The sequence below is a fragment of the Burkholderia sp. Bp9004 genome (assembly GCF_003858025.1).
In the GTDB taxonomy this organism is placed as follows: Bacteria; Pseudomonadota; Gammaproteobacteria; order Burkholderiales; family Burkholderiaceae; genus Burkholderia; species Burkholderia diffusa.
In genome coordinates this window covers 1-22,998 of the sequence record NZ_QTQD01000011.1, presented here as the reverse complement: position 1 = coordinate 22,998, position 22,998 = coordinate 1, and the positions used below count along the sequence as shown (strand labels likewise).

Genomic DNA, 22,998 nt, shown 5'->3' with positions numbered 1-22,998 from the left:
GGCACTCCTTTTACGAAACCGGATCGATGTGGAGTCTAGGCCAAATCGCGCCGTTGCGGCACCTGCCGAACGGCCGATATCCGGGGCGACGCGCGCGCAGTCTAGAATAGCGGTTTTGGTCAGTCATTCCCGCCGTGATTCGTTTCAATCAGTTCAGCCTTGCGCGCGGCACCAAGCCGCTGTTCGAATCGGCCTCGTTCGTGCTCAATCCCGGCGAAAAGGCCGGCCTGATCGGCGCGAACGGCGCCGGCAAATCGACGCTGTTCTCGGTCCTGCGCGGCGAGCTGCATTCCGACGGCGGCGATTTCGCGATGCCGCCGTCGTGGCGGATCGCCCATGTGTCGCAGGAAACGCCCGCCGTCGACCGTTCGGCGCTCGACTACACGCTCGATGGCGACACCGCGCTGCGCGAGATCGAAGCGCGCATCGCCGCCGCCTCGGCCGCGCATGACGGCGCGGCCGAGGCCGATGCGCATGCGGCCTTCGCCGACGCCGACGGCTATACCGCACCGGCGCGCGCCGAAGCGCTGCTGCTCGGCCTCGGCTTCACGCTCGCGCAGACGCGCGAGTCGGTCGCCAGCTTCTCCGGCGGCTGGCGCATGCGGCTGAACCTCGCACAGGCGCTGATGTGCCGCTCCGACCTGCTGCTGCTCGACGAACCGACCAACCACCTCGACCTCGACGCGATCGTCTGGCTCGAGGACTGGCTGCATCGCTACGCCGGCACGCTCGTCGTGATTTCGCACGACCGCGAATTCCTCGACTCGATCTGCAACGTCACGCTGCATCTGGAAAATCGCCAGGTGAAGCGCTACGGCGGCAATTACTCGCAGTTCGAGGTGCTGCGTGCGCAGCAACTGGCGTTGCAGCAAAGCGCATATGAAAAGCAGCAGAAGACGATCGAGCACCTGCAGAGCTTCGTCGACCGCTTCAAGGCCAAGGCGACCAAGGCCAAGCAGGCGCAAAGCCGGATGAAGGCGCTCGAGAAGATGGAACTGATCGCGCCCGCGCACATCGCATCGCCGTTCACCTTCGAGTTCCGTACGCCTGACGCCGCGCCGAATCCGATGATGGTGATGGAGGATGTCCGCTGCGGCTACCATGCCGACGACGGCACGGACATCCCGATCGTCGAACGCGTGGCGCTGTCGATCCAGAACGGCCAGCGCATCGGCCTGCTCGGCGCGAACGGCCAGGGCAAGTCGACGCTGATCAAGACGCTGGCCGGCACACTCGCGCCGCTGTCGGGCCACGTGCGCGACGGCAAGGGGCTGACGATCGGCTATTTCGCGCAGCACCAGCTCGAAACGCTGCGCGAGGACGATTCGCCGCTCGCGCATCTCGCACGGCTCGCTCCCGATACGCGAGAGCAGGAACTGCGCGATTTCCTCGGCGGCTTCAATTTCTCGGGCGACATGGCGACGAGCCCGGTCGGCCCGTTCTCGGGCGGCGAGAAAGCGCGGCTCGCGCTCGCGCTGATCATCTGGCAGAAGCCGAACCTGCTGCTGCTCGACGAACCGACCAACCACCTCGACCTGGAAACGCGTCACGCGCTGACGATGGCGCTCGCTCAGTTCGAAGGCACGCTGATCCTCGTCTCGCACGACCGCCACCTGCTGCGCGCGACCACCGACCAGTTCATGCTTGTCGCGAAGCACCGTCTGCAGCCGTTCGACGGCGATCTCGACGATTACCGCGACTGGCTGCTGCAGCATGCGGCCGAGCAGCGCGCGGCCGCAAAGGCCGACAGCGCGGCGGCAGCGGGCTCAGACCCGGGTGTCAACCGCAAGGATCAGAAACGTCTGGCGGCCGAGGAGCGCCAGCGGCTGTCGCAGTTGAAGAAGCCGCTGCAGAACCGCATCACGAAGCTCGAAAAGGAAATGGAAACGCTGCACGCGGAGAAGGCGCGCCTCGACGCGTTCGTCGCGGATCCGGCGAGCTACGAGGCCGCGCGCAAGACAGAACTGACCGACGCGATCCGCAAGCTCGGCGAGGTCAATACCCGGCTCGAAACGGTCGAGGCGGACTGGCTCGCCGTGCAGGAAGAGCTCGAGCAGATCGGCTGACCACGGCCCGGGCGCCGCCGGCCGATCGCTTCATCGGCCACGCGCGGCCTCCCCGGGAGCGTCAATGCCCGACGCACCCGCCCGGTTGCGCCGGGCCCGGAAACGACAAGGCCGGGCACCCGGGCCCGGCCTTGTCGTCATTGTCGCGTTCGCCGTTGCTGCGTCGGCCGTCCGTCGGCCCCGCCGCCCGCTCAACGCCGCGGCAACGTATCGCGCGGCATCTGCTCGTCGTCGTCCATCAGATGACGTCGCCCTTCGGGCGGCCGGCGGATCGCCGCGGCGACCTCCGCTTCCGTTACGTCCTCGGACACGACCCGGCGCGCGAGGCGCCCTTCATCGTCGATCCACTCGACGATCCGACATCCACCGCCCCACGGCTGAACGATCGGCTCCGACACGCGGCAGCCCCGCAGGTTGTAACTGCGTCCGCCCGACGTTTCCCCATACTGTTTGAACATAGGTTCCCCTCGCATTGCGCGGTTCGACAATCCGGCAAAGGATAGGGAAAAGCGATGTCCGGCGGGTTACATCAGCCTACATATTCTTTACAACGAATTACGCGACAGATCGCGATCGGCCGGCACGCGCGGGTGCCAGCCACGCACGGTCATTCGAGATCGCGCACGCGGTCGATGGCCTGCTCGATCCGCTCGACGGCCATCACGTTCAGCCCTTCGATCGGCTGTTTCGGCGCATTCGCCTTCGGGATCAGCGCCGCGGTGAAACCGAGCTTCGCCGCCTCGCGAAGGCGCTCCTGCCCGCGCGGAGACGGCCGGATCTCGCCCGCCAGCCCCACTTCGCCGAACACGATCAGGCCCTTCGGCAGCGCCTTGTTGCGCATCGACGAATGGATCGCAAGCAGCACCGCGAGGTCGGCGGCCGGTTCGGTGATCTTCACGCCACCCACCGCGTTCAGGAACACGTCCTGATCGAAACACGCGATGCCCGCGTGCCGATGCAGCACCGCGAGCAGCATCGCGAGCCGGTTCTGTTCGAGGCCGACCGCGAGCCGGCGCGGGTTCGGCACGTGGGCCGTATCGACGAGCGCCTGGATTTCGACGAGCAGCGGGCGCGTGCCCTCCTGGGTGACGAGCACGCAGGAACCCGGCACGACCTGCTCGTGCTGCGACAGGAACAGCGCGGACGGGTTCGCGACACCGCGCAGCCCGCGCTCGGTCATCGCGAACACGCCGAGTTCGTTGACCGCGCCGAAGCGGTTCTTGAACGCGCGCACGAGCCGGAACGACGAATGGGTGTCGCCCTCGAAGTACAGCACCGTGTCGACGATGTGCTCGAGCACGCGCGGGCCGGCGAGGTTGCCCTCCTTCGTCACGTGTCCGACCATGATGATCGCGGTGCCGGACTGCTTCGCGATGCGCGTGAGCTGCGCCGCGCACTCGCGCACCTGGGCCACCGAACCGGGCGCCGACGTCAGCGCTTCGGAATAGACGGTCTGGATCGAGTCGATGACGGCGACGTCCGGCCGTTCCGCGTCGATCGCGGCCTGGATCTTCTCGAGCTGGATTTCGGCGAGCAGCTTCAGCTCGGCCGCCGGCGCGCCGCCGTCGAGCAGCGCGAGCCGTTGCGCACGCAACGCGATCTGCGCGGCCGATTCCTCGCCGCTGATATAGAGTGCACGACGCTCGCTGGCGATGTCCGCGAGCGACTGCAGCAATAGCGTCGACTTGCCGATGCCCGGATCGCCGCCGATCAGCACGACGCCGCCCGGCACCAGCCCGCCGCCCAGCACGCGGTCGAATTCGCCGATGCCGGTGGAGAAGCGCGGCACGTCGGCCGCCTCGATATCGACGAGCCGCTGCACGGGCGCCCGCTTCGCGAGCGACTGGAAGCGATGGGCTGCCGGCGACTCGGCGACCGATTCGACGAGCGTGTTCCAGGCCTGGCAAGACGGGCATTGCCCCTGCCACTTCGGGGTTTGTCCGCCGCACTCGCTGCAGACGTAGACGGTTTTCTGTTTGGCCACGCGTGCTGCCCTTATTCCGCGCGCACCGGCACGCGGCCGGCGACCGCGCACATCAGTTCATAGCCGATGGTCCCGCAATGGCGCGCGACGTCGTCGATCGGCAGCGCGTTGCCCCACAGCTCGACCCGCGCACCGACCCCGGCCTGCGGGCATGGCGTCAGGTCGACGGTAATCATGTCCATCGACACGCGGCCGACGATCCGTGTGCGGATCCCGTCGACGATCACCGGCGTGCCTTCGGGCGCGACGCGCGGATAGCCGTCCGCATAGCCGCAGGCGACGACGCCGATGCGCATCGGCGCCTGCGCGGAGAACGTCGAACCGTAGCCGATCGCCTGCCCCTTCGCGATCGTCTGCACGGCGATCAACTCGGACGCGAGCGTCATCGCAGGCTTCAGGCCCGTGTCGGCAATGTCGGCCGACAGCCCCGACGGCGATGCGCCATACAGGACGATCCCCGGCCGCACCCAGTCGAAGTGCGTATCCGGATGCCACAGCACGGCCGCCGAATTCGCGAGGCTGCGCGCACCGGCGATGTTTTCCGCGCCGCGCTCGAACGTCGCGAGCTGCTCGGCGACGCCACGCTCGTTGTCGGCGTCCGAAAAATGGGTCATCAACGTGATCTGGCCGATGCCGGGGCACGCACGGGCGCGCTCCCACGCGGCGCGGTATTTCTCCGGCGTGTAACCCAGCCGGTTCATCCCGCTGTTCATCTTGAGCTGCACGTTGACGGGCTTCGACAGCCGCGCCGTCTCGAGCATCCGCATCTGCTCGTCGTTGTGGACGGTGGTCGTCAGGCTGTAGCGATCGATCACGTCGATGTCGGTCGAGCGGAAGAACCCTTCGAGCAGCAGGATCGGGCCGGCCCAGCCGAGCTCGCGCAGTTTCACGGCCTCGTCGAGGTCGAGCAGGCCGAAGCCGTCGGTGCCGCGCAGGCCGGGAAACACGCGCGCGAGACCGTGGCCGTACGCGTTGGCCTTGACGACCGCCCAGACCTTGGACGGGCCGGCAAATCGGCGAACGACGGAGAGATTGCTCGCGAGAGCGGCGGTATGGATGGTGGCGGAGATCGGGCGCGGCATGGGAAATTTACGTAAAGACGCTTGCGAATCATCAGCTTACCGCGCCTTTTGAGCACCGAAGCCGACAATTTGCGGAACGATCGGGGAATCTTGCTAGTCCGAATTGCCGTATTTTCGTGTTATAAAGCCGTGCGCACAACCCATTTCGAACGGAATAAGCCGATCGCATACCAGGCGGCCTACGCGGCCCTGCCGCAGCGACGAAAGCATCGCATCAGATGAAAAAAGGTTTTTACACCATCATGGCCGCGCAGTTTTTCTCGTCGTTGGCCGACAATGCGCTTCTCATCGCCGCCATCGCCCTGCTGAAAGACCTCCACGCCCCCAACTGGATGACACCGCTGCTCAAGCTGTTCTTCGTGTTGTCCTACGTGGTGCTGGCGGCGTATGTCGGTGCGTTCGCCGACTCGCGCCCGAAGGGCCGTGTGATGTTCATCACCAACTCGATCAAGGTGGTCGGCTGCCTGATCATGCTGTTCGGCGCTCATCCGCTGATCGCGTACGGGATCGTCGGATTCGGCGCCGCGGCCTACTCGCCCGCGAAATACGGCATTCTGACCGAGCTGCTGCCGGCCGACAGGCTCGTCGCCGCGAACGGCTGGATCGAAGGCACGACCGTCAGCTCGATCATCCTCGGTACCGTGCTCGGCGGCGCGCTGATCAGCCCGCACATCGCATCGCACGTGATCGCGCACACGCCAGCCTGGATCGCCACTCCTGCCGAAGCGGCGATGGCGATCATCATGGCGATCTACGTGATCGCCGCGATGTTCAACCTGCGGATCCCCGATACCGGCGCGCGCTACCCGAAGCAGGAACGCGGCCCGGTCAAGCTCCTCACGGATTTCGCCGACTGCTTCATGGTGCTGTGGCGCGACAAGCTAGGCCAGATCTCGCTGGCGGTCACGACGCTGTTCTGGGGCGCCGGCGCGACGCTGCAGTTCATCGTGCTGAAGTGGGCTGAAGTGTCGCTCGGCATGTCGCTGTCGGAAGGCGCAATCCTGCAGGCCGTGGTCGCGGTCGGCGTCGCGGCCGGCGCAATCGCCGCCGCCGCCCGGATCCCGCTGAAGAAGTCGCTGACCGTGCTGCCCGTCGGCATCATCATGGGCATCGCGGTAATGTTGATGGCGTTCTACACACGCGACCTGTTCCCGCCGCACTGGGCCGTGCACTTCGGCCATCTGCGCCTGCCCGTCTACCTGATCGTCGCGTACATCTTCCTGATCGGGGTCGGTGCGTTGTCCGGCTACTTCGTCGTTCCGATGAACGCATTGCTGCAACATCGCGGCCACGTGCTGCTGTCGGCCGGCCACTCGATCGCGGTGCAGAACTTCAACGAGAACCTGTCCGTGCTCGTGATGCTGTGCCTGTATGCGGTGCTCGTGTGGCTCGACGTGCCGGTCGGCGTCGTGATCGTGCTGTTCGGCACGTTCGTGTGCCTGACGATGTGGCTCGTGATGCGCCGCCACCAGGCGAACCAGCGCCAGTTCGACTCGGTCGCACTGATCGGCGAATCGCGGCACTGACGCTACACTTCCCGTTTCCGTCCGCCGGCGCCGGTCTTCGAACCGGCGCGTTGCCCCGATGACGCACCCGATACCCAACATCCTGACGATCGCCGGCTCCGATTCGGGCGGCGGCGCAGGCATCCAGGCCGACCTGAAGACCTTTTCCGCGCTCGGCGCGTATGGCGCGAGCGTGATCACGGCGCTGACCGCCCAGAACACGCGCGGCGTGACCGGCGTGCACACGCCGGACGCAGCGTTCGTGACCGCGCAACTCGACGCGGTGTTCGGCGACATCCGCATCGATGCGGTCAAGATCGGGATGCTCGCGAACGCAGCGATCGTGCACGCGGTCGCCGACGCGCTGCGCCGTTACGCACCGCGCTTCGTCGTGCTCGACACGGTGATGATCTCGAAGAGCTCGCACGCGCTGCTCGCGCCCGATGCCGTCGACGCGTTGCGCGATGTGCTGCTGCCGCTCGCGACGGTCGTGACGCCGAACCTGCCCGAGGCGGCCGCGCTGCTGAACGATGTGCCCGCAACCACCGAAAACGACATGGTCCGGCAAGGCCGGGCCTTGCTGCAGACGGGCGCGCGCGCCGTGCTGATGAAAGGCGGCCACCTGCCTGACGCGGCCGCGAGCCCTGACTGGCTCGTCGAAGCGACACGCACCGTGCGGCTCGAGGGCGCACGCGTGCCGGTCAGCAACACGCACGGCACCGGCTGCACGCTGTCGTCGGCGATCGCCGCGCTGCTGCCGCAACAGCCCGATCTCGAGAGCGCGGTACGCGAAGCGAAGGTCTATCTGACCGGCGCAATTGCCGCGAGCGGCCAGCTCGACGTCGGCCACGGCGTCGGCCCCGTCCATCACTTCCATCGTTGGTGGTAAGCGCCGGCTGACGCAGCGTCAGTGGTCCTGCGCGGCGAACGCCCGCGCACGCGCCGGCCAGTCGTCCGGGACGATGAAGCCGCGCGCCGTCTCCCGCCATACCCCGTCGCCGTCCTGTCGATGCACGCCGATCAGCGCAGGCGCCTGGCGCGCCGTCAATACGGACGGCAGCTCGAGCGAGTGCGCCAGCGGTTCGGGCGCGGCGTCGGGCGCCAACCGCCGCGGCGCGAGCCACGCCAGCCGCGGCAGCACGTTCCACGCCGCGCCGTCGGGTTGCGCGGCCGCCCAGGCCGGCCACTGCGCATGCGTGAGCCAGAACCCACGCGGATGATCGGCCGTGATTTCCGCGGCCACCGGCGGCAGCGGCACGCCGTGCGGATAGAACAGCCAGCCCTTGATGAACATCTGCGCATCGGACGGCGCGCCGTAGCCGAGCAGTGCGAACCCGTGGCGATCGCTCAGCCGCAACTGATGTTCGAGCAACCGGCTGCGCTTGCGGTCGAGGCGATCGACGAGATTCGGCCCGACGAAATCCGCGAGCGATGCGTCGCCGTCCACCGGCGCGCATAGATAGCACTTCACCGCGAGTTCCCAGTGCAGGCGCTGCCCGCCCGGCGCATCGACGAGAAAATCGACTTCGCCGAGCGTCTTGCCGTTGCTGCGCAGCGGCAGATTGGCGGCGACGAGCCGCAGCGACGGCCCGTGCGTGAGGAAATACTCGAGCAGGCATTCGGCATAGCGGCCGAGTCGCACGGGCCGTAGCCCGTCGAGCACGCGGTGCAGCGGCTCCGGCGCGGCATCGAGCGCGACGAGCCACGCTTCGACGGCCACCCGCTCGACCGCGTCCGACCACGGATGCGCGAGCGGCGCGCCGGGCGCCGCGGTAAGCAGGCTCGGGCTCGCGAGGAGCCAGCCCAGATCGCGGACCGCGGCATCGTGCAGCGTATCGACGAACGCGAACGCCGCACCGCGCGTCATTGTCCGGCCGGCCCGTTCGCGTCGATACCCTCCGCCTGCCGGAACGTATCGCGCGCCAGGCACAGGTCAGCCCACGCCTTCGACTTGTCCTGCAGGCTGCGCAGCAGGTACGCAGGGTGATAGGTAACGATCACCGGCACGCCTTCATACGTGTGCACGCGGCCGCGCAGCGAGGCAATGCTGGCGTCCGTCTTCAGCAGCGTCTGCGCGGCGAAGCGGCCGAGCGCGACGATCAGCTTCGGCTTCACGAGCGCGACCTGGCGCTGCAGGTACGGCTCGCAGCGCGCGACCTCGTCCGGTTCCGGATTACGGTTGCCCGGCGGGCGGCACTTGATCACGTTCGCGATGTAGACGTTATCGCCGCGCTTGAGCGCGAGCGACTGCAGCATGTTGTCGAGCAGCTTGCCCGCCTGGCCGACGAACGGCTCGCCCTGCTTGTCCTCGTTCTCGCCGGGCGCCTCGCCGATCAGCATCCAGTCCGCTTCTCGATCGCCCACACCGAATACGGTATTGGTGCGCTTCTCGCACAGGCGGCAGCTCGTGCAACCGGCGACGCGTGCGGCCAGCGCATCCCAGTCGAGCATCGCCACCGGGGGTGCGGCGGGACGTGCTTCGTCCGGCGGCAGCGGATCGCCGGGGGGCGCCGCGTCGAACCAGGCGAAATCGTCTTCGGTGACGGGCGGCATGTCGTCCGCGGCAGCGGCCGGTGCGGGCTTGGTGGACGCGCGGTCGTCATCGCTCGCGACACGTGCGGCCGAACCGGCTTCGTCCGCCGGTGCCGCATCGCGTGCGGTTGCGCCGACCGGCGGCGTATCGTCACGTGCGAGTGCACGCGTCGCAGGTGGCTGCGTGTCGCGAGACTGCTCCGCGACCGGCCGGGGCGTTGCCGCGACGGTTGCGGTCGCAACGGCGGAGACGTCGTCCGCCGCGCCGGACGCGGCCGTCGGCGTTGCGCCCGCTTCATCGCTTTCCGCACGCTGCCCGCGCCGCACCCATATTTGCGCGAGCCCCATTTCCTCGAGCGCTGCTTCAGCCCACGCCATGCGCGTCCCCTTCGTCCTTGTTCAGCGTCAGACGCATCACGATCGCGTCCTCCCGGCTGCGATGCCGCGCCGGATAGTAGTTCTTGCGCCGGCCGATCGTCACGAAGCCGAAGCGCTCGTACAAATGGATCGCGCGCAGATTGGACGGCCGCACCTCGAGCAGCACGCCGTCGAGCCGTTCGGCGCGCGAGATACGCACGGCTTCGCGCAGCAGCGCGAGGCCCGCGCCCGACTGCTGGGCCGCCGGGGCGACGCACAGGTTCAGCAGGTGCATCTCGTCGATGACCGGCATCAGCACGCAATAGCCGACGAGCGCGCCCGTCACGTGCCGCAGGCACACGCCGAAATAGCCGTTGCGCAGCGAATCCTCGAAATTGCCGCGGCTCCACGGGAATTCGTACGCGACCTGCTCGATCGCGACGACTTCGTCGAGATCGGTATCCGTCATCGGCGACAGATAGCGGTCACTCAACAATACGCCCGTCATCCTTTCTCTCCGCTCGTCTGCGCGGCGCGGGCCGCGATGCGCTCGGCGGTGGTCTGCGCGACCTTGTCGCGCACGTACTCCGGTGCCGCCTGGTCGGCCGGCACCGTACGGCCGGCGCGGAACGCCCGCAGCGCGGCATGCGCGACCGCCAGCGCATGGGGCAACGCTTCCCCGTCGACCACGGCCGCGGCGGCCGCGGCCGGCAACTGCGTGCCGAATGCGGCCGCCGCATTGCCAGCGAGCGTGAACGGCGCGTCGGGCACGCCGACGGCGCCCGGCGCATCGAGCGACGCAGGATGCACCGTGCGCCAGTCGCCCGCCTGGTCGTCCCACGCGAAGTCGGCCCAGTATGCTTCGTCCATTCGCGCATCGAGCGCGGCCAGCACGCGCGTCGTGCCGGGCGCGCGTAGCCGCGCATGCTCGGCGCACGCGAGCAGCGTGCTGACCGGCACGACCGGCAGCCCGCACCCGAACGCGAGACCCTGGGTAATGCCGGTCGCGGTACGCAGCCCGGTAAACGAGCCGGGGCCCGCGCCGAATGCGATCGCGTCGCAATCGGCGAGCGTGAGGCCCGATTCGGCGAAGAGCGCCTGGATGGCCGGCAGCACGCGCGTGCTCGACACGGCGCCCGTCAGCTCGTGGCGGACCCAAGTTTGCGGGGTGGAAACGGCGTCATCGGCCGGAGCCGAGCGCAGCAGCGCGACCGAGCAGTATTCGGTCGACGTATCGATGGCGAGGAGCACTGTTTGCGTCATGGCCGACATTGTAATGCGGCGCCCCGTTCCCACGGGCGATCGGGCCCGATCTGTGCGCGCGTTCGGCGCCGGCGGCGGTTTGGAAGGATCGCTCGACCCCGCGCGGCGGTCCGCTTGTTAAGATCGCCCGACCTGAAACCCTTACGGAGACACCCGATGAGCGAACTCACCGCCCAATTCGACCAGGCCCAGATCGACGTCAAGCAACTGACGGAACGGCCGGGCAACCTGACCCTGCTGCGCCTGTATGCGCTCTTCAAGCAGGCAACTGACGGCGACGCGCACGGCGACAAGCCAGGCTTCACCGACATCGTCGGCAAGTACAAGTACGACGCGTGGGAAGCGCTGAAAGGCACGACCCAGGATGCGGCGAAGCAGCAGTACATCGAACTCGTCGAATCGCTGAAGAACGGCACGGCTTCCTGACCGAACCACGCCCGTCGCAATAAGCAATCAAATCAGTGGCGCAGCGCAGCAAAAGTCTTTATAATGCGGCCTGCGTCATCCCCGCGCTCGGCTCGCATGCCGTTCCGGCCCGACGCCTCGTAGCGTTAAGCTCCAATCCGGTTTAGAACCTGTCCCCTCCTGCTTCGACCCTCGCGGTCGTCACTTATCAGGCTGGCGGCCCCGCTCCAGAAGCGCGCCGCACCCAAAACAGCTTCTAATGCCTCATCCGCCGACTGTTCGGCGGATTGCACCCGTTTCCCGATTTGCTCGCTGAATCCGACGACTTGGGTATGCGCGATTGGCGCCGACGTTTCACCCACTGTGTTTCAAGGATTGTTATGACTTCGAGCATCAACTCCAGCCCGCTCAACGCGATCGCCGACCAGGCGCTCGGTCTCGACGACGCCGCCGTACCGGCCGCGGTCGAACCGGCGTCGGACGAGCCGAGCTTCGCGTCGCTCGGGTTGTCGCCGGAGATCGTCTCCGCGCTGCAGGCCGCCGGCTATGTGAAGCCGACGCCGGTCCAGCAGCGCGCGATTCCGGCCGGCATCGCCGGCCGCGACCTGCTGGTGTCGAGCCCGACCGGTTCGGGCAAGACGGCCGCATTCATGCTGCCCGCGATCGAACGCTTCGCGCAGCTCCAGAAGACGCTGGCGCAGCAACCGCGCGCGCCGCGCGAACCGAACCAGGGCGACCGCCGTGCGCGCCGCCCGCAACCCGTCGCGCGCCCGGGCCTGCTCGTGCTGACGCCGACCCGTGAACTCGCGATGCAGGTCACCACGGCCGCATCGACCTACGGCAAGCACCTGAAGCGCCTGCGCACGGTCAGCATCCTCGGCGGCGTCGCCTACGGCCAGCAGCTGATGCTGCTCGCGAAGAACCCCGAAATCCTGGTCGCCACGCCGGGCCGCCTGCTCGACCACCTCGAGCGCGGCCGTATCGACCTGTCCGAGCTGAAGATGCTCGTGCTCGACGAAGCCGATCGCATGCTCGACATGGGCTTCATCGACGATATCGAGACGATCGTCGCCGCGACGCCCGCGTCGCGCCAGACGATGCTGTTCTCGGCCACGCTCGACGGCAAGATCGGTTCGCTGACGAGCCGCCTGCTGAAGGACCCCGAGCGCATCGAGATCCAGCAGCGCCTCGAGTCGCGCGCGAACATCGCGCAGACCGTGCACTACGTCGACGACCGCGACCACAAGGATCGCCTGCTCGATCACCTGCTGCGCGACGACGCGCTCGACCAGGCGATCATCTTCACGGCAACCAAGATCGACGCCGACCAGCTCGCCGGCCGTCTCGCCGACGCTGGCTTCGAATCGGCCGCGCTGCACGGCGACCTGCCGCAGGGCGCGCGTAACCGCACGATCCGTGCGCTGCGCGAGCGCCGCGTGCGCGTGCTGGTCGCGACCGACGTCGCGGCCCGCGGCATCGACATCCCGGGCATCACGCACGTGTTCAACTACGACCTGCCGAAGTTCGCGGAAGACTACGTGCACCGTATCGGCCGTACGGGCCGTGCCGGCCGTTCGGGCACCGCGGTGAGCCTCGTGCACCACGCCGAACAAGGCGCGCTCAAGCGCATCGAGCGCTTCGTGCGCTCGCCGCTGCCGGTCAACGTGATCGAAGGCTTCGAGCCGCGCAAGGCACCCCTGCGCAACGATCGCGGCACTGGCGGCCGCGGCCGTCCGGGCGGCGGTAACGGCGGTCGTCGTTTCGGCGGCAAGCCGGGCGGCGGTCATGGCGGCAACGGCCGCAGCTACGGCGGCGGCAATGGCGGCGGCTGGAGCGGCAAGCCCGGCGGCAGCCGTGACGGCGGCCCGCGTCGCGACGGCCAGCGCAGCAGCGGCCCGCGTCGCAGCAATTCGGCGTCGTAAGCACGCCCGGGCGGCCCTGCGCCGCCCCGCCCATCCGGCAGACCGGCGCACCCGCGCCGGTTTTTTTTCGTCCGACGCCAAATTTCACGATACGAAAAATTTTTTTGCGTCGTAAAAAATCATGCTGCGCAGCACAACCTTACAATTGCGAGATGGGAAAAATCGTTTCTCATTGCAAAATTGAACTCGCAAATCATTGATTAATAACAATTAAAAAGTTTAGCGCTTCTTGAGCCAACCCCTGTTTCGCTCCGATCGGTTTGCCTACACTCTTATACAAGACTTCCCGGAACGGCACGCACCCTGCCCCCGTTTCGAGAACGGCACCAGTACCTTCCGATTCGACGATCTGGCAACACACCGCATCAAGGAGCTCATCATGTCGCGACAGCAACAGACACAGGAACTGCAAACGCAATGGGAAACCGATCCGCGCTGGAAGGGCATCAAGCGCAGCTACACGGCTGAGGACGTGGTTCGCCTGCGCGGCTCGATCGCCGTCGAGCACACGCTGGCCAAGCGCGGCGCGGAAAAGCTGTGGAGCCTCATCAACGAAGAGCCGTTCGTCAACGCGCTCGGTGCGCTGACCGGCAATCAGGCGATGCAGCAGGTGAAGGCCGGCCTGAAGGCAATCTACCTGTCCGGCTGGCAGGTGGCCGGCGACGCGAACGTCGCGGGCGAAATGTACCCGGATCAGTCGCTGTACCCGGCGAACTCGGTGCCGCTCGTCGTCAAGCGCATCAACAACACGCTGACGCGTGCCGACCAGATCCAGTGGTCCGAAGGCAAGAACCCGGGCGACGAAGGCTACGTGGACTTCTTCGCGCCGATCGTTGCCGATGCGGAGGCCGGCTTCGGCGGCGTGCTGAACGCGTTCGAACTGATGAAGGCGATGATCGAGGCAGGCGCATCGGGCGTCCACTTCGAGGACCAGCTCGCGTCGGTGAAAAAGTGCGGCCACATGGGCGGCAAGGTGCTCGTGCCGACGCGCGAAGCGGTCGCGAAGCTCACGGCGGCGCGTCTCGCGGCGGACGTGATGGGCACGCCGACCGTGCTGGTCGCGCGGACCGACGCGGAAGCGGCGGACCTGATCACGTCCGACATCGACGACAACGACAAGCCGTTCCTGACGGGCGAGCGCACGGTCGAAGGCTTCTTCCGCACGAAGCCGGGCATCGGGCAGGCGATCTCGCGCGGCCTCGCGTATGCGCCGTACGCCGACCTCGTCTGGTGCGAAACGGGCAAGCCGGATCTGGAGTACGCGAAGAAATTCGCGGAAGCGATCCACAAGCAGTTCCCGGGCAAGATGCTGTCGTACAACTGCTCGCCGTCGTTCAACTGGAAGAAGAACCTCGACGACGCGACGATCGCGAAGTTCCAGAAGGAGCTCGGCGCGATGGGCTACAAGTTCCAGTTCATCACGCTGGCCGGCTTCCATGCGCTGAACTACTCGATGTTCAACCTCGCGCACGGCTATGCCCGCACGCAGATGAGCGCGTTCGTCGAACTGCAGCAGGCCGAGTTCGCGGCGGCGGACAAGGGCTTCACGGCCGTCAAGCACCAGCGCGAAGTCGGCACCGGCTACTTCGACGCGGTCACGCAGACGGTCGAGCGCGAAGCCTCGACGACCGCGCTGCACGGCTCGACCGAAGACGAACAGTTCTTCGACGGCAAGAAGGTCGCATAACGCGCGAAAGAAAGCGTCACGCCGTTGCCCGCCCGTCACGCGACGGCGCGGCATCGGCTGCACGGGACAACAATCAGGGAGGAGACGGCAGGCGCGCGGTGACCCGTGCGACCCGCCGCGCGGCCTGCGGCCGCCAGCAACGACGCGCGCCGGATTCGTCCGGCGCGCCTTTTTTCGGCGGCGCTGCCGTGCCGCCGCCCGCGGCCATACACGGCGCCGCGTCTACCGATAGACGATCACTGGAATTTTCGTATGGGTCAGCACGCGCTGCGTTTCGCTGCCGATCAGCAGACTGCCGAGCCCGCGGCGTCCGTGCGACGCCATGAAGATCACGTCGCAGCCGCCGCGTTCGGCCGCCTCGATGATGCCGAGGTACGGCGAGGGGTGCACGCTGGTCCAGCTGTCGCAGACGACGCCAGCTGCTTTCGCGGCCGCCTGCACGTCGTCCAGGTGTGCGCGCGCCTCGCGCTCGCTGCGTGCCCGGAAATCGGCGGGCGGTTCGATGATCACTTCGGAAAATGGCGAGTACGGATACTGCGGCAGGCACGCATAGGCCGTGACCTGCGCGCCGACCGCACGCGCCAGATCGATCGCGCCGTCGATCGCCTTCTGCGACAGCTCGGAACCGTCGGTTGGAACGAGGATGTGCCGGAACATCGCGCCCTCCTGCGTCAGACGCACCGCGCGCGCCGCGAACCCATGCGGGCCGGCCCGGGCGCGTCGCGCATGCCAGTTTCGATTGTAGTGCGCGAAACCGGGCGACCGGCGCCGGCAGCGGGTTCGCCCTCATATCGGAAACGCGCGGACGGGCGCGCCCTACTCGCCCCAATACCCGGGCCGTTCGTAAGTATGTTTCAGGTAATCGAGAAACAGGCGCACGCGCAGCGGCAGGTGGCGGCGCTGCGGAAACACCGCGTGGATGCCGATCGGCGGCGCCGCGAACGCGTCGAGCACGCTGACGAGGCGGCCGGCCGCGATGTCGTCGCCGACCTCCCACCACGATCGCCATGCCAGGCCGTGGCCGGCAAGACACCATTCGTGCAGCACCGCGCCGTCCGAGCATTCCATCGTGCCGTTCACGCGGATCGACACGACCTTGTCGTCCTCCTGGAACACCCAGCCGCGTTGCTGGTTGGCGTTCGCGGCCAGCGCGAGGCAGTTGTGGCGCGCGAGTTCCGCGAGCGTGGCCGGCGTGCCGCGTCGCGCGAGATACGCGGGGGACGCGACGCACACGCGCCGGTTCTCGCCGAGCTTCAGCGACACCAGCGACGAATCGGGCAACTCGCCGAGCCGCACCGCGCAATCGAACCCTTCGTTGACGAGATCGACCATCCGGTCGGAGAGGTCGAGCGTGACCGACACGTCCGGATGCGCGCCACTGAATTCGGGCACGAGCGGCGCGACGTGGCGGCGGCCGAAACCGGCCGGCGCGGAAATGCGCAGGTGGCCGCTCGCCTTCACGCCGCCAGCGGACACGCTCGCCTCCGCGTTCTGCATGTCGTTGATGATCCGCTGGCAATCCTCGAGGAAGGCCGACCCCTCGAAGGTCAGTGTGAGCTTGCGGGTCGTGCGCACCAGCAGCTTGACGCCGAGCCGCTCCTCGAGCGCGTCGAGGCGGCGGCCGATGATCGCCGGTGCGACGCCTTCCGCATGCGCCGCCGCCGACAGGCTGCCCTTCGCCGCGACCGCGGCGAACGTTTCGATCTGTTTGAACCGGTCCATGACTCGCCAGGGCGGCGCTCCCGCCCTTCAAATAGCTTGAGCGGTCAAGATTATGTATATGAAAGTAAAAGATCAAGTGATGATTAGCGTCTTTTTTAGCATCTGCCATCACGAATAGAATCGACCCGACCTCTGAAACTGGAGCGCAAGGCTATGTCGGCCACAACGACACTCTCCTCTCCCGACGCAATCCTCTTCGACGCATTCGGTACGTTGTTCGACGTGCATGCGGTCGTGGCCGCGGCAGAGCAGATGTTTCCCGGTCACGGGGAGCGGTTGTCGCAGCTGTGGCGACGCAAGCAAATCGAATACTCGCAGTTGCGCACGCTCGCCGATCCGTCCGGCGCCCGCTATCGCCCGTTCCGCGACATCACGCTCGACGCGCTGCGGTTCGCCGCGCGCGTGCTCGGCCTCGCGCTGAACAGCGCGGCCGAGAAGCGGCTGATGGACGAATACGCGTGCCTGTCCACCTATCCCGACACGGTGCCCGCGCTGCGCAAGCTGCGCGCGCTCGAACCGCGCCCGCCGCTCGCGATCCTGTCGAACGGCAACCCGGAGATGCTCGACATCGCGATCAAGAGCGCCGGCATGACCGGCCTGTTCGATCGCGTGCTGTCGGCCGACGCGGTGCGCGCGTACAAGCCGAGCCCGGTCGCGTATGCGCTTGGCACCGCCGCGTTCGGCGCGAATCCGCGCGACATTGTGTTCGTGTCGTCGAACGCCTGGGACGTCGCGGGGGCCGGCTGGTTCGGCTACACGACGTTCTGGCTCAACCGCACGGGCGCGCCCGCCGAGGAACTCGGCGTACCGCCCGACGGCACCGGCAGCGGCATGGCCGACCTGCTCGCATTCCTCGCCACCCCGGCTCCGTCCGGCAGACCCGCGAATCGCGCGCGCCCCGGCCCGGGCGCATGACGTTCGCGGCGCTGCCGCCTTCCCCCTTCACCGAAACCGCAACTGACCGACCAAGGAGATGAGACTCATGAGCACCCCGATCACGCTGCCGCAAGGCATGGCGATCACCGGCGAAATCAAGCCGGGTTACGAAGCGATCCTGACGCCTGAAGCGCTCGCACTCGTCGCGGCGCTGCACCGCGCGTTCGAGCCGCGCCGCCAGGCGCTGCTGCAAGCCCGCGTCGAGCGCACCAAGCGCCTCGATGCCGGCGAGCGCCCCGATTTCCTGGCCGATACGAAGGCGATCCGCGAAGGCGACTGGAAGGTCGCGCCGCTGCCGGCCGACCTGCAATGCCGCCGTGTCGAGATCACCGGCCCCGTCGAGCGCAAGATGATCATCAACGCGCTGAACTCCGGCGCCGATTCGTACATGACGGACTTCGAGGATTCGAACGCGCCGAGCTGGACGAACCAGATCGACGGCCAGATCAACCTGAAGGACGCCGTGCGCCGCACGATTTCGCTCGAGCAGAACGGCAAGTCGTACCGGCTGAACGACAAGGTCGCGACGCTGATCGTGCGCCCGCGCGGCTGGCACCTCGACGAGAAGCACGTGACGGTCGACGGCCAGCGCGTGTCCGGCGGCATCTTCGATTTCGCGCTGTTCCTGTTCCACAACGCGAAAGAACTGATCGCACGCGGCTCGGGCCCGTACTTCTACCTGCCGAAGATGGAAAGCCATCTCGAGGCGCGCCTGTGGAACGACATCTTCGTCGCCGCACAGGAGGCAGTCGGCGTGCCGCGCGGCACGATCCGCGCGACGGTGCTGATCGAAACGATCCTCGCGGCATTCGAGATGGACGAGATCCTGTACGAACTGCGCGAACACAGCTCGGGCCTGAACGCCGGCCGCTGGGACTACATCTTCTCGGCGATCAAGAAGTTCAAGAACGACCGCGATTTCTGCCTGGCCGACCGCTCGAAGATCACGATGACGGTGCCATTCATGCGGGCGTACGCGCTGCTGCTGCTGAAGACCTGTCACAAGCGCAACGCGCCGGCGATCGGCGGGATGAGCGCGCTGATTCCGATCAAGAACGATCCGGAAGCGAACGACAAGGCGATGGGCGGCGTGCGCTCGGACAAGCAGCGCGACGCGACCGACGGCTACGACGGGGGCTGGGTCGCGCACCCGGGCCTCGTGCCGATCGCGATGGAAGAATTCGTCAAGGTGCTCGGCGACCGGCCGAACCAGATCGCGAAGCAGCGTGACGACGTCCAGATCGAAGGCAGGAACCTGCTCGACTTCCAGCCTGAAGCACCGATCACCGAAGCCGGCCTGCGCAACAACATCAACGTCGGCATCCATTATCTCGGCGCCTGGCTCGACGGCAACGGCTGCGTGCCGATCCACAATCTGATGGAAGACGCGGCGACCGCCGAGATCTCCCGCTCGCAGGTATGGCAGTGGATCCGCTCGCCGAAGGGCGTGCTCGACGACGGCCGCAAGGTCACGGCCGAGCTCGTACGCGAATTCGCGAAGGCCGAGCTTGAGAACGTGAAGCGTTCGGTCGGCGGCAACACGCAGCCTTACGAGCGTGCCGCGGCGATCTTCGAGCAGATGTCGACGTCGGAAGGCTTCACCGAATTCCTGACGCTGCCGCTGTACGAGGAAATCTGACGACGCGGACCGGGTCGACCTGCTCGCCCCGACCTGCCCGCCGCCGGTCGCGCGACACGGCGGCATGAAAAAAGCGCCCTGCGGGGCGCTTTTTATTTTTGCCGTGACCCGTCCTGAAATAGGTTGACACTTTTTCGCCGAAACGAAGAGGTGCCAAATGGAGCAAGGGATCAAGCGGACGCAGCGGGACTACAGCCTGGCTTTTAAACTGTCGGTGGTGGTGCAGGTCGAAAAAGGCGAACTGACGTACAAAGAGGCACAGCGACGCTACGGCATCCAGGTGCGCTCGACCGTGCTGGTATGGTTACGTAAGCACGGCTTGCAGGATTGGGCCGATCCATCCGGCCGTGCGCGATCGGGTTCCACCATGTCAAAGCAAGACTCAAAGCCGCTCACACCGGAGCAGCGCATCAAGGAGTTGGAGACGCAGTTGCGACAGGCGCAGGAGAAAGCCGCGCTATTCGAAGCCGTGATCGACGTGATGCGCAAGGATTACGGGATCACCGTAAAAAAGCCTTCAGGCAGGTCGTCGCGCAAAAGCGGATCGAAAAGCTGAGCGTCGAGCGGGCCTGCCGATACATGGGTATCAGCCGCCAAGCGTATTACAAGCGAAGCCGCAGCGAGGAACACCGTTGCTCGCAGAGCGAGACCGTCACTGCGCTGGTGCGAGACGTGCGGCTTCGCCAGCCGAGGCTGGGCACACGCAAGCTCCATCATCTGCTCGGGCCAGCGTTGGTCGAGCGCGGCATCAAGCTGGGGCGAGATCGGCTGTTCGACGTGCTGCGTGCCGCGCGCCTACTGGTCGTACCGCACCGGGCGTATCACAAGACCACCCATAGCCATCACCGCTTCCGGCGTCATCCGAATCTACTGAAACCCGGGCCGGATCAAATCGTGCCGACCGGCCCCGAACAAGTGTGGGTGGCCGACATCACGTATCTGCCGACGGCTGGCCCGTTTGTGTATTTGAGTCTCGTCACGGATGCGTTCTCGCGCAAGATCGTCGGTCATCACGTTCACGACAGCCTGCAAACCGAGCAGGTCAGTCAGGCGCTCAAGAAGGCGTTGCGCAAGCGCCGGAGCCGGCAGCCGTTGATCCATCACTCCGATCGCGGGGTCCAGTACTGTTCGACCTACTATCAGGACATCCATCGGCATCACGGCCTGCGCTGTTCAATGACGGACGGCTACGACTGCTATCAGAATGCGCTGGCTGAGCGGGTCAACGGCATTCTCAAGGGGGAGTTCCTGTTGCAACGTCCTGCGGACCTTGAACAGGCCGCCAAGATGGTCGAACAGTCGGTACACATCTACAACTATGAACGGCCACATGCCGCGCTGAAATACAAAACGCCCGATGCGGTGCATCGGGCGTTCTAGCGCCTGGATACTGTCAACCTATTCCAGGACTTGACACCGTGCCGCCGTTCGCCGCGCGGACGCTCAGGCGGCTTCCCGCTCGCGCCGGTGCTGAACCCAGTCGCCCGACGCAATGCGCGGTCGGTCGGCTGCCGCATGCGCGGCGACCGGATAGTAGACGCACGCATACGCACGGCCGCCGAGCTCGACGATCACCGGCTCCTGCCGGAACAGCGTGTCGACGCCCGGATAGACGCGCTCGATCTCGTCGAGCACGGGCACCAGTTGTTCGTCGATCTCGTAGACGTCGCCCCATACGAGCGACTGGCCGGCCGGCCCGGCGACCATGCCCGGATACGTGCCGAAATCGTACAGTTCGCCCGGCAGCGCGGCCGCACCGAGCAGCGTCGGCGCGGCGATCCCGTGCCGCGCGGCCGCATGGCCGATGTCATTGGCCTCTCCCGCTCTCAACGTGCCGTAGACGAATACGTAGCGCATTGTGGTTCTCCTCTTCGATTCAGGTGTTGCCGTGCCAGGCCGTCGCGGCCGCGCCGCGGGCGCCGGCGTCGCCGGGGCGCCGCTCGCGCGAGGACGCGCCCGCATCGATAGACCGCGCCGGCGGCCCGATGGTTCTTTTCGGCACGACGCGGCGCGCTGGCCCGGCACCCGGATCGCGTCGGCCGGAACGCGTGCGGCCCCATACAAAGTTCATTTGAACGGTGCATTATCGGCCGAAAAACCGCCGCATGCGCCTGCGCGGCGCCTTCTAAAATAACGGCATCGCCGCCGAGCCGACCGAATCGTCCATGAATCCGCCTGCACAAGCCGACGCATCGAATCCCTACGACGTCATCGACATCCCGCCCGAGTTCGCGCCGACCCGCGTCCACCCGATGCGCGTACGGGCGCGGCAGGTGGATGCCGGCCGCCGGATCCCGCTGCACACGCACGCGTGGGCGCAACTTGCGTATGCGTCGCGCGGCGTGCTGCGCGTCGCGACGACCGGGACGACCTGGATGGTGCCGCCTTCCCGAGCGATCTGGGTGCCGCCGCACGTCACGCACGAGGTCGTGATCGTCGAGGAAGCGTACTTGCGCACGCTGTATATCGACGAGTCGGTCGTGCCGGACGGGCTCGACGCATGCCGGGTCGTCGAGGTGACCGGCCTGCTGCGCGAACTGATCGTCGCACTCGACGCGCGCGACCTGAGCAGCGAACGCGAACGGCTGCTGTGCGGGCTCGTACTCGACGAACTGAGTCGCGCCGAACCGCTGCCGCTCGCGGTGCCAATGCCCGACGAGAAGCGGCTGCGCCTGCTGTGCGAGTCGGTGCTCGCGCAACCCGCGCACGCGGAATCGCTCGAACACTGGGCGGGTGAGGTCGGCGCAAGCACGCGCACGATTTCGCGGCTGTTCAAGCAGGAACTGGGCGTGAGTTTTTCGCAGTGGCGGCAGCAGGCGCTGCTCGCGCGCGCGATTCCACTGTTGAACCAGGGGCGTCCTCTGTCACATATCGCGCGTGAGCTCGGCTACCAGAGTCAGAGCGCGTTTTCGGCGATGTTCCGGCGCGCGTTCGGCGAAAGCCCGCGCGCATTCATGCTGCGCGGCTACGAGCATCGCGGCTCGGAAGACGGCATCGCCACCGACGACATCCCCGACGACGACGCGATCGGCACTGCACGCTGACCGTCGCCAGGTTGCCTCCGGCCTTGTGCCGTTGCGCATTCAGACTGCGCGCACCATATGACGGATCGATCCGAGCTGCGCCAGCCTGGGCCCGGTGACGCGGTACCCCATGCGCTGGTAGAGTTTCGCGGCCGGATTGTCGACGAACACGCGCAACTGCAGTTCGTGCAGCCCGCGGGCGCGCGCCCAACGATGCGACATGTCGAGCATGTAGGTGCCTGCACCCTGCCCGCGATGGCCGGCTGCGATCTGCACGTCGCGGATGTGCAGCGAATCGCCCTCCTCGGTCACGCGCAGCACGCCGATGCGTTGACCGTCGGCTTCCAGGATGAAGTTTTCGGATTCGCGCCAGCTCGCATAGAACAGATCGCTGCGCCAGACGAGGCCGTGGCGCTTGTAATAGCCGCCCATGTTGCCGTGCGTGAGCGCCTCGGCAAAGGGAAAATCGCCAGGCTCCGCTGGCCGGAGCTGATACAGCAATCGCAGGTCGGTCGGATCGAGCATCGCGCGGGGGTCAAGTACGCATCCCGCCACGATAGCGCAGTCGCGGGCGGATGCAATCGCGAATTTCTCGTAGCGACGCGCGGATCGGCGATGCAAATGAAAAAGCCCGCGCGAGGCGGGCTTTTTCATTTCCTGGCGGAGCGGACGGGACTCGCCTACATCCCGCAGGCCGCGGCTGCGCGTGCACGCGCAGCCCTTCGAGTCCCGCCGGAAGCCGCGCAGGCGGCTTCCTCCACTCCGCAATCACGCGCCCGCAAGCGGGCACGAACGGAAACGCAAATGAAAAAGCCCGCACGAGGCGGGCTTTTTCATTTTCTGGCGGAGCGGACGGGACTCGAACCCGCGACCCC

General features: G+C 66.9%; 21 protein-coding genes. 10 read left to right on the top strand and 11 right to left on the bottom strand.

What is annotated here, in order from left to right; translation table 11 throughout:
- Positions 1–134 precede the first annotated feature (134 nt).
- Positions 135–2,066: an ATP-binding cassette domain-containing protein gene (locus DIE08_RS14515; protein ID WP_124902300.1), complete on the top strand. Its 1,932-nt coding sequence runs from the start codon at positions 135–137 to the stop codon at positions 2,064–2,066.
- A 191-nt stretch (positions 2,067–2,257) separates the two neighbouring features.
- On the opposite strand, the gene DIE08_RS14510 is transcribed toward DIE08_RS14515, so the two are convergent.
- From DIE08_RS14510 to alr, 3 genes are all read right to left on the bottom strand, one after another.
- Positions 2,258–2,524 carry a DUF2866 domain-containing protein gene (locus DIE08_RS14510; protein WP_124902299.1) on the bottom strand — a complete coding sequence of 89 codons (267 nt, stop codon included), beginning with the start codon at positions 2,522–2,524 and terminating at the stop codon, positions 2,258–2,260.
- Between the two features lie 149 nt (positions 2,525–2,673).
- Positions 2,674–4,050 (bottom strand): DNA repair protein RadA, encoded by a 1,377-nt coding sequence (gene radA, locus DIE08_RS14505; RefSeq protein ID WP_044847946.1) that lies wholly within the window; start codon positions 4,048–4,050, stop codon positions 2,674–2,676.
- Between the two features lie 11 nt (positions 4,051–4,061).
- The gene (gene alr, locus DIE08_RS14500; RefSeq protein WP_059599910.1) at positions 4,062–5,132 is read right to left on the bottom strand and encodes an alanine racemase; all 1,071 of its coding nucleotides are present in this window, start codon (positions 5,130–5,132) and stop codon (positions 4,062–4,064) included.
- A 218-nt stretch (positions 5,133–5,350) separates the two neighbouring features.
- Between alr and lplT the strand changes: the two genes are divergently transcribed.
- Both lplT and thiD read left to right on the top strand, forming a co-directional pair.
- Positions 5,351–6,658 (top strand): lysophospholipid transporter LplT, encoded by a 1,308-nt coding sequence (lplT, locus tag DIE08_RS14495; protein ID WP_124902298.1) that lies wholly within the window; start codon positions 5,351–5,353, stop codon positions 6,656–6,658.
- Between the two features lie 58 nt (positions 6,659–6,716).
- Positions 6,717–7,526, top strand: coding sequence for a bifunctional hydroxymethylpyrimidine kinase/phosphomethylpyrimidine kinase (gene thiD / locus DIE08_RS14490; RefSeq protein ID WP_059599908.1), 810 nt, complete (start codon positions 6,717–6,719; stop codon positions 7,524–7,526).
- A gap of 18 nt (positions 7,527–7,544) precedes the next feature.
- On the opposite strand, the gene DIE08_RS14485 is transcribed toward thiD, so the two are convergent.
- Genes DIE08_RS14485 through tsaB form a run of 4 tightly spaced genes read right to left on the bottom strand, consistent with a single transcriptional unit; the run spans position 7,545 to position 10,798 of the window.
- Positions 7,545–8,504 carry a DUF1853 family protein gene (locus DIE08_RS14485; RefSeq protein WP_124902297.1) on the bottom strand — a complete coding sequence of 320 codons (960 nt, stop codon included), beginning with the start codon at positions 8,502–8,504 and terminating at the stop codon, positions 7,545–7,547.
- A complete protein-coding gene (locus DIE08_RS14480; RefSeq protein ID WP_124902296.1) occupies positions 8,501–9,547 on the bottom strand; it encodes a uracil-DNA glycosylase in 1,047 nt (348 codons plus the stop codon). Before DIE08_RS14480 ends, DIE08_RS14485 begins: the two co-directional genes overlap by 4 nt.
- Positions 9,534–10,034: a ribosomal protein S18-alanine N-acetyltransferase gene (gene rimI, locus DIE08_RS14475; protein WP_059681917.1), complete on the bottom strand. Its 501-nt coding sequence runs from the start codon at positions 10,032–10,034 to the stop codon at positions 9,534–9,536. Before rimI ends, DIE08_RS14480 begins: the two co-directional genes overlap by 14 nt.
- The gene (gene tsaB, locus DIE08_RS14470; protein ID WP_124902295.1) at positions 10,031–10,798 is read right to left on the bottom strand and encodes a tRNA (adenosine(37)-N6)-threonylcarbamoyltransferase complex dimerization subunit type 1 TsaB; all 768 of its coding nucleotides are present in this window, start codon (positions 10,796–10,798) and stop codon (positions 10,031–10,033) included. Before tsaB ends, rimI begins: the two co-directional genes overlap by 4 nt.
- Before the next feature lie 147 nt (positions 10,799–10,945).
- Between tsaB and DIE08_RS14465 the strand changes: the two genes are divergently transcribed.
- The 3 genes from DIE08_RS14465 to aceA all read left to right on the top strand — a co-directional run bounded on the left by DIE08_RS14465 (position 10,946) and on the right by aceA (position 14,803).
- Positions 10,946–11,215 carry an acyl-CoA-binding protein gene (locus DIE08_RS14465; RefSeq protein WP_059529263.1) on the top strand — a complete coding sequence of 90 codons (270 nt, stop codon included), beginning with the start codon at positions 10,946–10,948 and terminating at the stop codon, positions 11,213–11,215.
- A 359-nt stretch (positions 11,216–11,574) separates the two neighbouring features.
- Entirely contained in the window at positions 11,575–13,116 is a 1,542-nt protein-coding gene (locus tag DIE08_RS14460) for a DEAD/DEAH box helicase (RefSeq protein WP_059599903.1), read from the top strand.
- A gap of 379 nt (positions 13,117–13,495) precedes the next feature.
- Positions 13,496–14,803 (top strand): isocitrate lyase, encoded by a 1,308-nt coding sequence (gene aceA / locus DIE08_RS14455; RefSeq protein ID WP_059599902.1) that lies wholly within the window; start codon positions 13,496–13,498, stop codon positions 14,801–14,803.
- Positions 14,804–15,025: 222 nt separating this feature from the next.
- Here the strand turns inward: aceA and DIE08_RS14450 are convergent, their stop codons facing one another.
- Both DIE08_RS14450 and DIE08_RS14445 read right to left on the bottom strand, forming a co-directional pair.
- Positions 15,026–15,460, bottom strand: coding sequence for a universal stress protein (locus tag DIE08_RS14450; protein ID WP_057929788.1), 435 nt, complete (start codon positions 15,458–15,460; stop codon positions 15,026–15,028).
- Positions 15,461–15,619: 159 nt separating this feature from the next.
- A complete protein-coding gene (locus tag DIE08_RS14445) occupies positions 15,620–16,525 on the bottom strand; it encodes a LysR family transcriptional regulator (protein WP_059599901.1) in 906 nt (301 codons plus the stop codon).
- A gap of 153 nt (positions 16,526–16,678) precedes the next feature.
- On the opposite strand from DIE08_RS14445, the gene DIE08_RS14440 reads away from it, so the two are divergent.
- From DIE08_RS14440 to DIE08_RS14430, 3 genes are all read left to right on the top strand, one after another.
- Complete coding sequence (locus DIE08_RS14440; protein WP_059599900.1) at positions 16,679–17,440, top strand: haloacid dehalogenase type II; 762 nt, start codon at positions 16,679–16,681, stop codon at positions 17,438–17,440.
- 67 nt (positions 17,441–17,507) lie between these two features.
- Positions 17,508–19,100: a malate synthase A gene (aceB, locus tag DIE08_RS14435; protein WP_124902294.1), complete on the top strand. Its 1,593-nt coding sequence runs from the start codon at positions 17,508–17,510 to the stop codon at positions 19,098–19,100.
- 157 nt (positions 19,101–19,257) lie between these two features.
- Positions 19,258–20,480 (top strand): IS3 family transposase gene (locus tag DIE08_RS14430; protein ID WP_124902293.1). Its coding sequence is split into 2 segments (ribosomal slippage): positions 19,258–19,623 and positions 19,626–20,480, totalling 1,221 coding nucleotides; the frame shifts between segments, so codons are not numbered across the junction.
- A gap of 63 nt (positions 20,481–20,543) precedes the next feature.
- Here the strand turns inward: DIE08_RS14430 and DIE08_RS14425 are convergent.
- Positions 20,544–20,957: a gamma-glutamylcyclotransferase gene (locus DIE08_RS14425; RefSeq protein ID WP_124622400.1), complete on the bottom strand. Its 414-nt coding sequence runs from the start codon at positions 20,955–20,957 to the stop codon at positions 20,544–20,546.
- 308 nt (positions 20,958–21,265) lie between these two features.
- Between DIE08_RS14425 and DIE08_RS14420 the strand changes: the two genes are divergently transcribed.
- Positions 21,266–22,144, top strand: a complete 879-nt coding sequence (locus DIE08_RS14420) for a helix-turn-helix domain-containing protein (protein WP_124622398.1) — start codon at positions 21,266–21,268, stop codon at positions 22,142–22,144.
- Positions 22,145–22,183: 39 nt separating this feature from the next.
- Here DIE08_RS14420 and DIE08_RS14415 read toward each other — a convergent pair whose 3' ends face one another.
- Positions 22,184–22,648 (bottom strand): N-acetyltransferase, encoded by a 465-nt coding sequence (locus DIE08_RS14415; RefSeq protein ID WP_124622689.1) that lies wholly within the window; start codon positions 22,646–22,648, stop codon positions 22,184–22,186.
- Between the last annotated feature and the right edge of the window lie 350 nt (positions 22,649–22,998).

Excerpts from the sequence above, each read along its gene's own strand:
- DIE08_RS14510 (WP_124902299.1), bottom strand. The coding sequence starts at position 2,524 with ATGTTCAAACAGTATGGGGAAACGTCGGGCGGACGCAGTTACAACCTG.
- DIE08_RS14440 (WP_059599900.1), top strand. The coding sequence starts at position 16,679 with ATGTCGGCCACAACGACACTCTCCTCTCCCGACGCAATCCTCTTCGAC.
- aceA (WP_059599902.1), top strand. The coding sequence starts at position 13,496 with ATGTCGCGACAGCAACAGACACAGGAACTGCAAACGCAATGGGAAACC.
- DIE08_RS14485 (WP_124902297.1), bottom strand. The coding sequence starts at position 8,504 with ATGACGCGCGGTGCGGCGTTCGCGTTCGTCGATACGCTGCACGATGCC.
- tsaB (WP_124902295.1), bottom strand. The coding sequence starts at position 10,798 with ATGTCGGCCATGACGCAAACAGTGCTCCTCGCCATCGATACGTCGACC.
- DIE08_RS14460 (WP_059599903.1), top strand. The coding sequence starts at position 11,575 with ATGACTTCGAGCATCAACTCCAGCCCGCTCAACGCGATCGCCGACCAG.
- DIE08_RS14480 (WP_124902296.1), bottom strand. The coding sequence starts at position 9,547 with ATGGCGTGGGCTGAAGCAGCGCTCGAGGAAATGGGGCTCGCGCAAATA.
- thiD (WP_059599908.1), top strand. The coding sequence starts at position 6,717 with ATGACGCACCCGATACCCAACATCCTGACGATCGCCGGCTCCGATTCG.
- DIE08_RS14415 (WP_124622689.1), bottom strand. The coding sequence starts at position 22,648 with ATGCTCGATCCGACCGACCTGCGATTGCTGTATCAGCTCCGGCCAGCG.
- DIE08_RS14445 (WP_059599901.1), bottom strand. The coding sequence starts at position 16,525 with ATGGACCGGTTCAAACAGATCGAAACGTTCGCCGCGGTCGCGGCGAAG.
- aceB (WP_124902294.1), top strand. The coding sequence starts at position 17,508 with ATGAGCACCCCGATCACGCTGCCGCAAGGCATGGCGATCACCGGCGAA.
- DIE08_RS14420 (WP_124622398.1), top strand. The coding sequence starts at position 21,266 with ATGAATCCGCCTGCACAAGCCGACGCATCGAATCCCTACGACGTCATC.
- alr (WP_059599910.1), bottom strand. The coding sequence starts at position 5,132 with ATGCCGCGCCCGATCTCCGCCACCATCCATACCGCCGCTCTCGCGAGC.
- DIE08_RS14425 (WP_124622400.1), bottom strand. The coding sequence starts at position 20,957 with ATGCGCTACGTATTCGTCTACGGCACGTTGAGAGCGGGAGAGGCCAAT.
- DIE08_RS14450 (WP_057929788.1), bottom strand. The coding sequence starts at position 15,460 with ATGTTCCGGCACATCCTCGTTCCAACCGACGGTTCCGAGCTGTCGCAG.
- DIE08_RS14465 (WP_059529263.1), top strand. The coding sequence starts at position 10,946 with ATGAGCGAACTCACCGCCCAATTCGACCAGGCCCAGATCGACGTCAAG.
- rimI (WP_059681917.1), bottom strand. The coding sequence starts at position 10,034 with ATGACGGGCGTATTGTTGAGTGACCGCTATCTGTCGCCGATGACGGAT.
- lplT (WP_124902298.1), top strand. The coding sequence starts at position 5,351 with ATGAAAAAAGGTTTTTACACCATCATGGCCGCGCAGTTTTTCTCGTCG.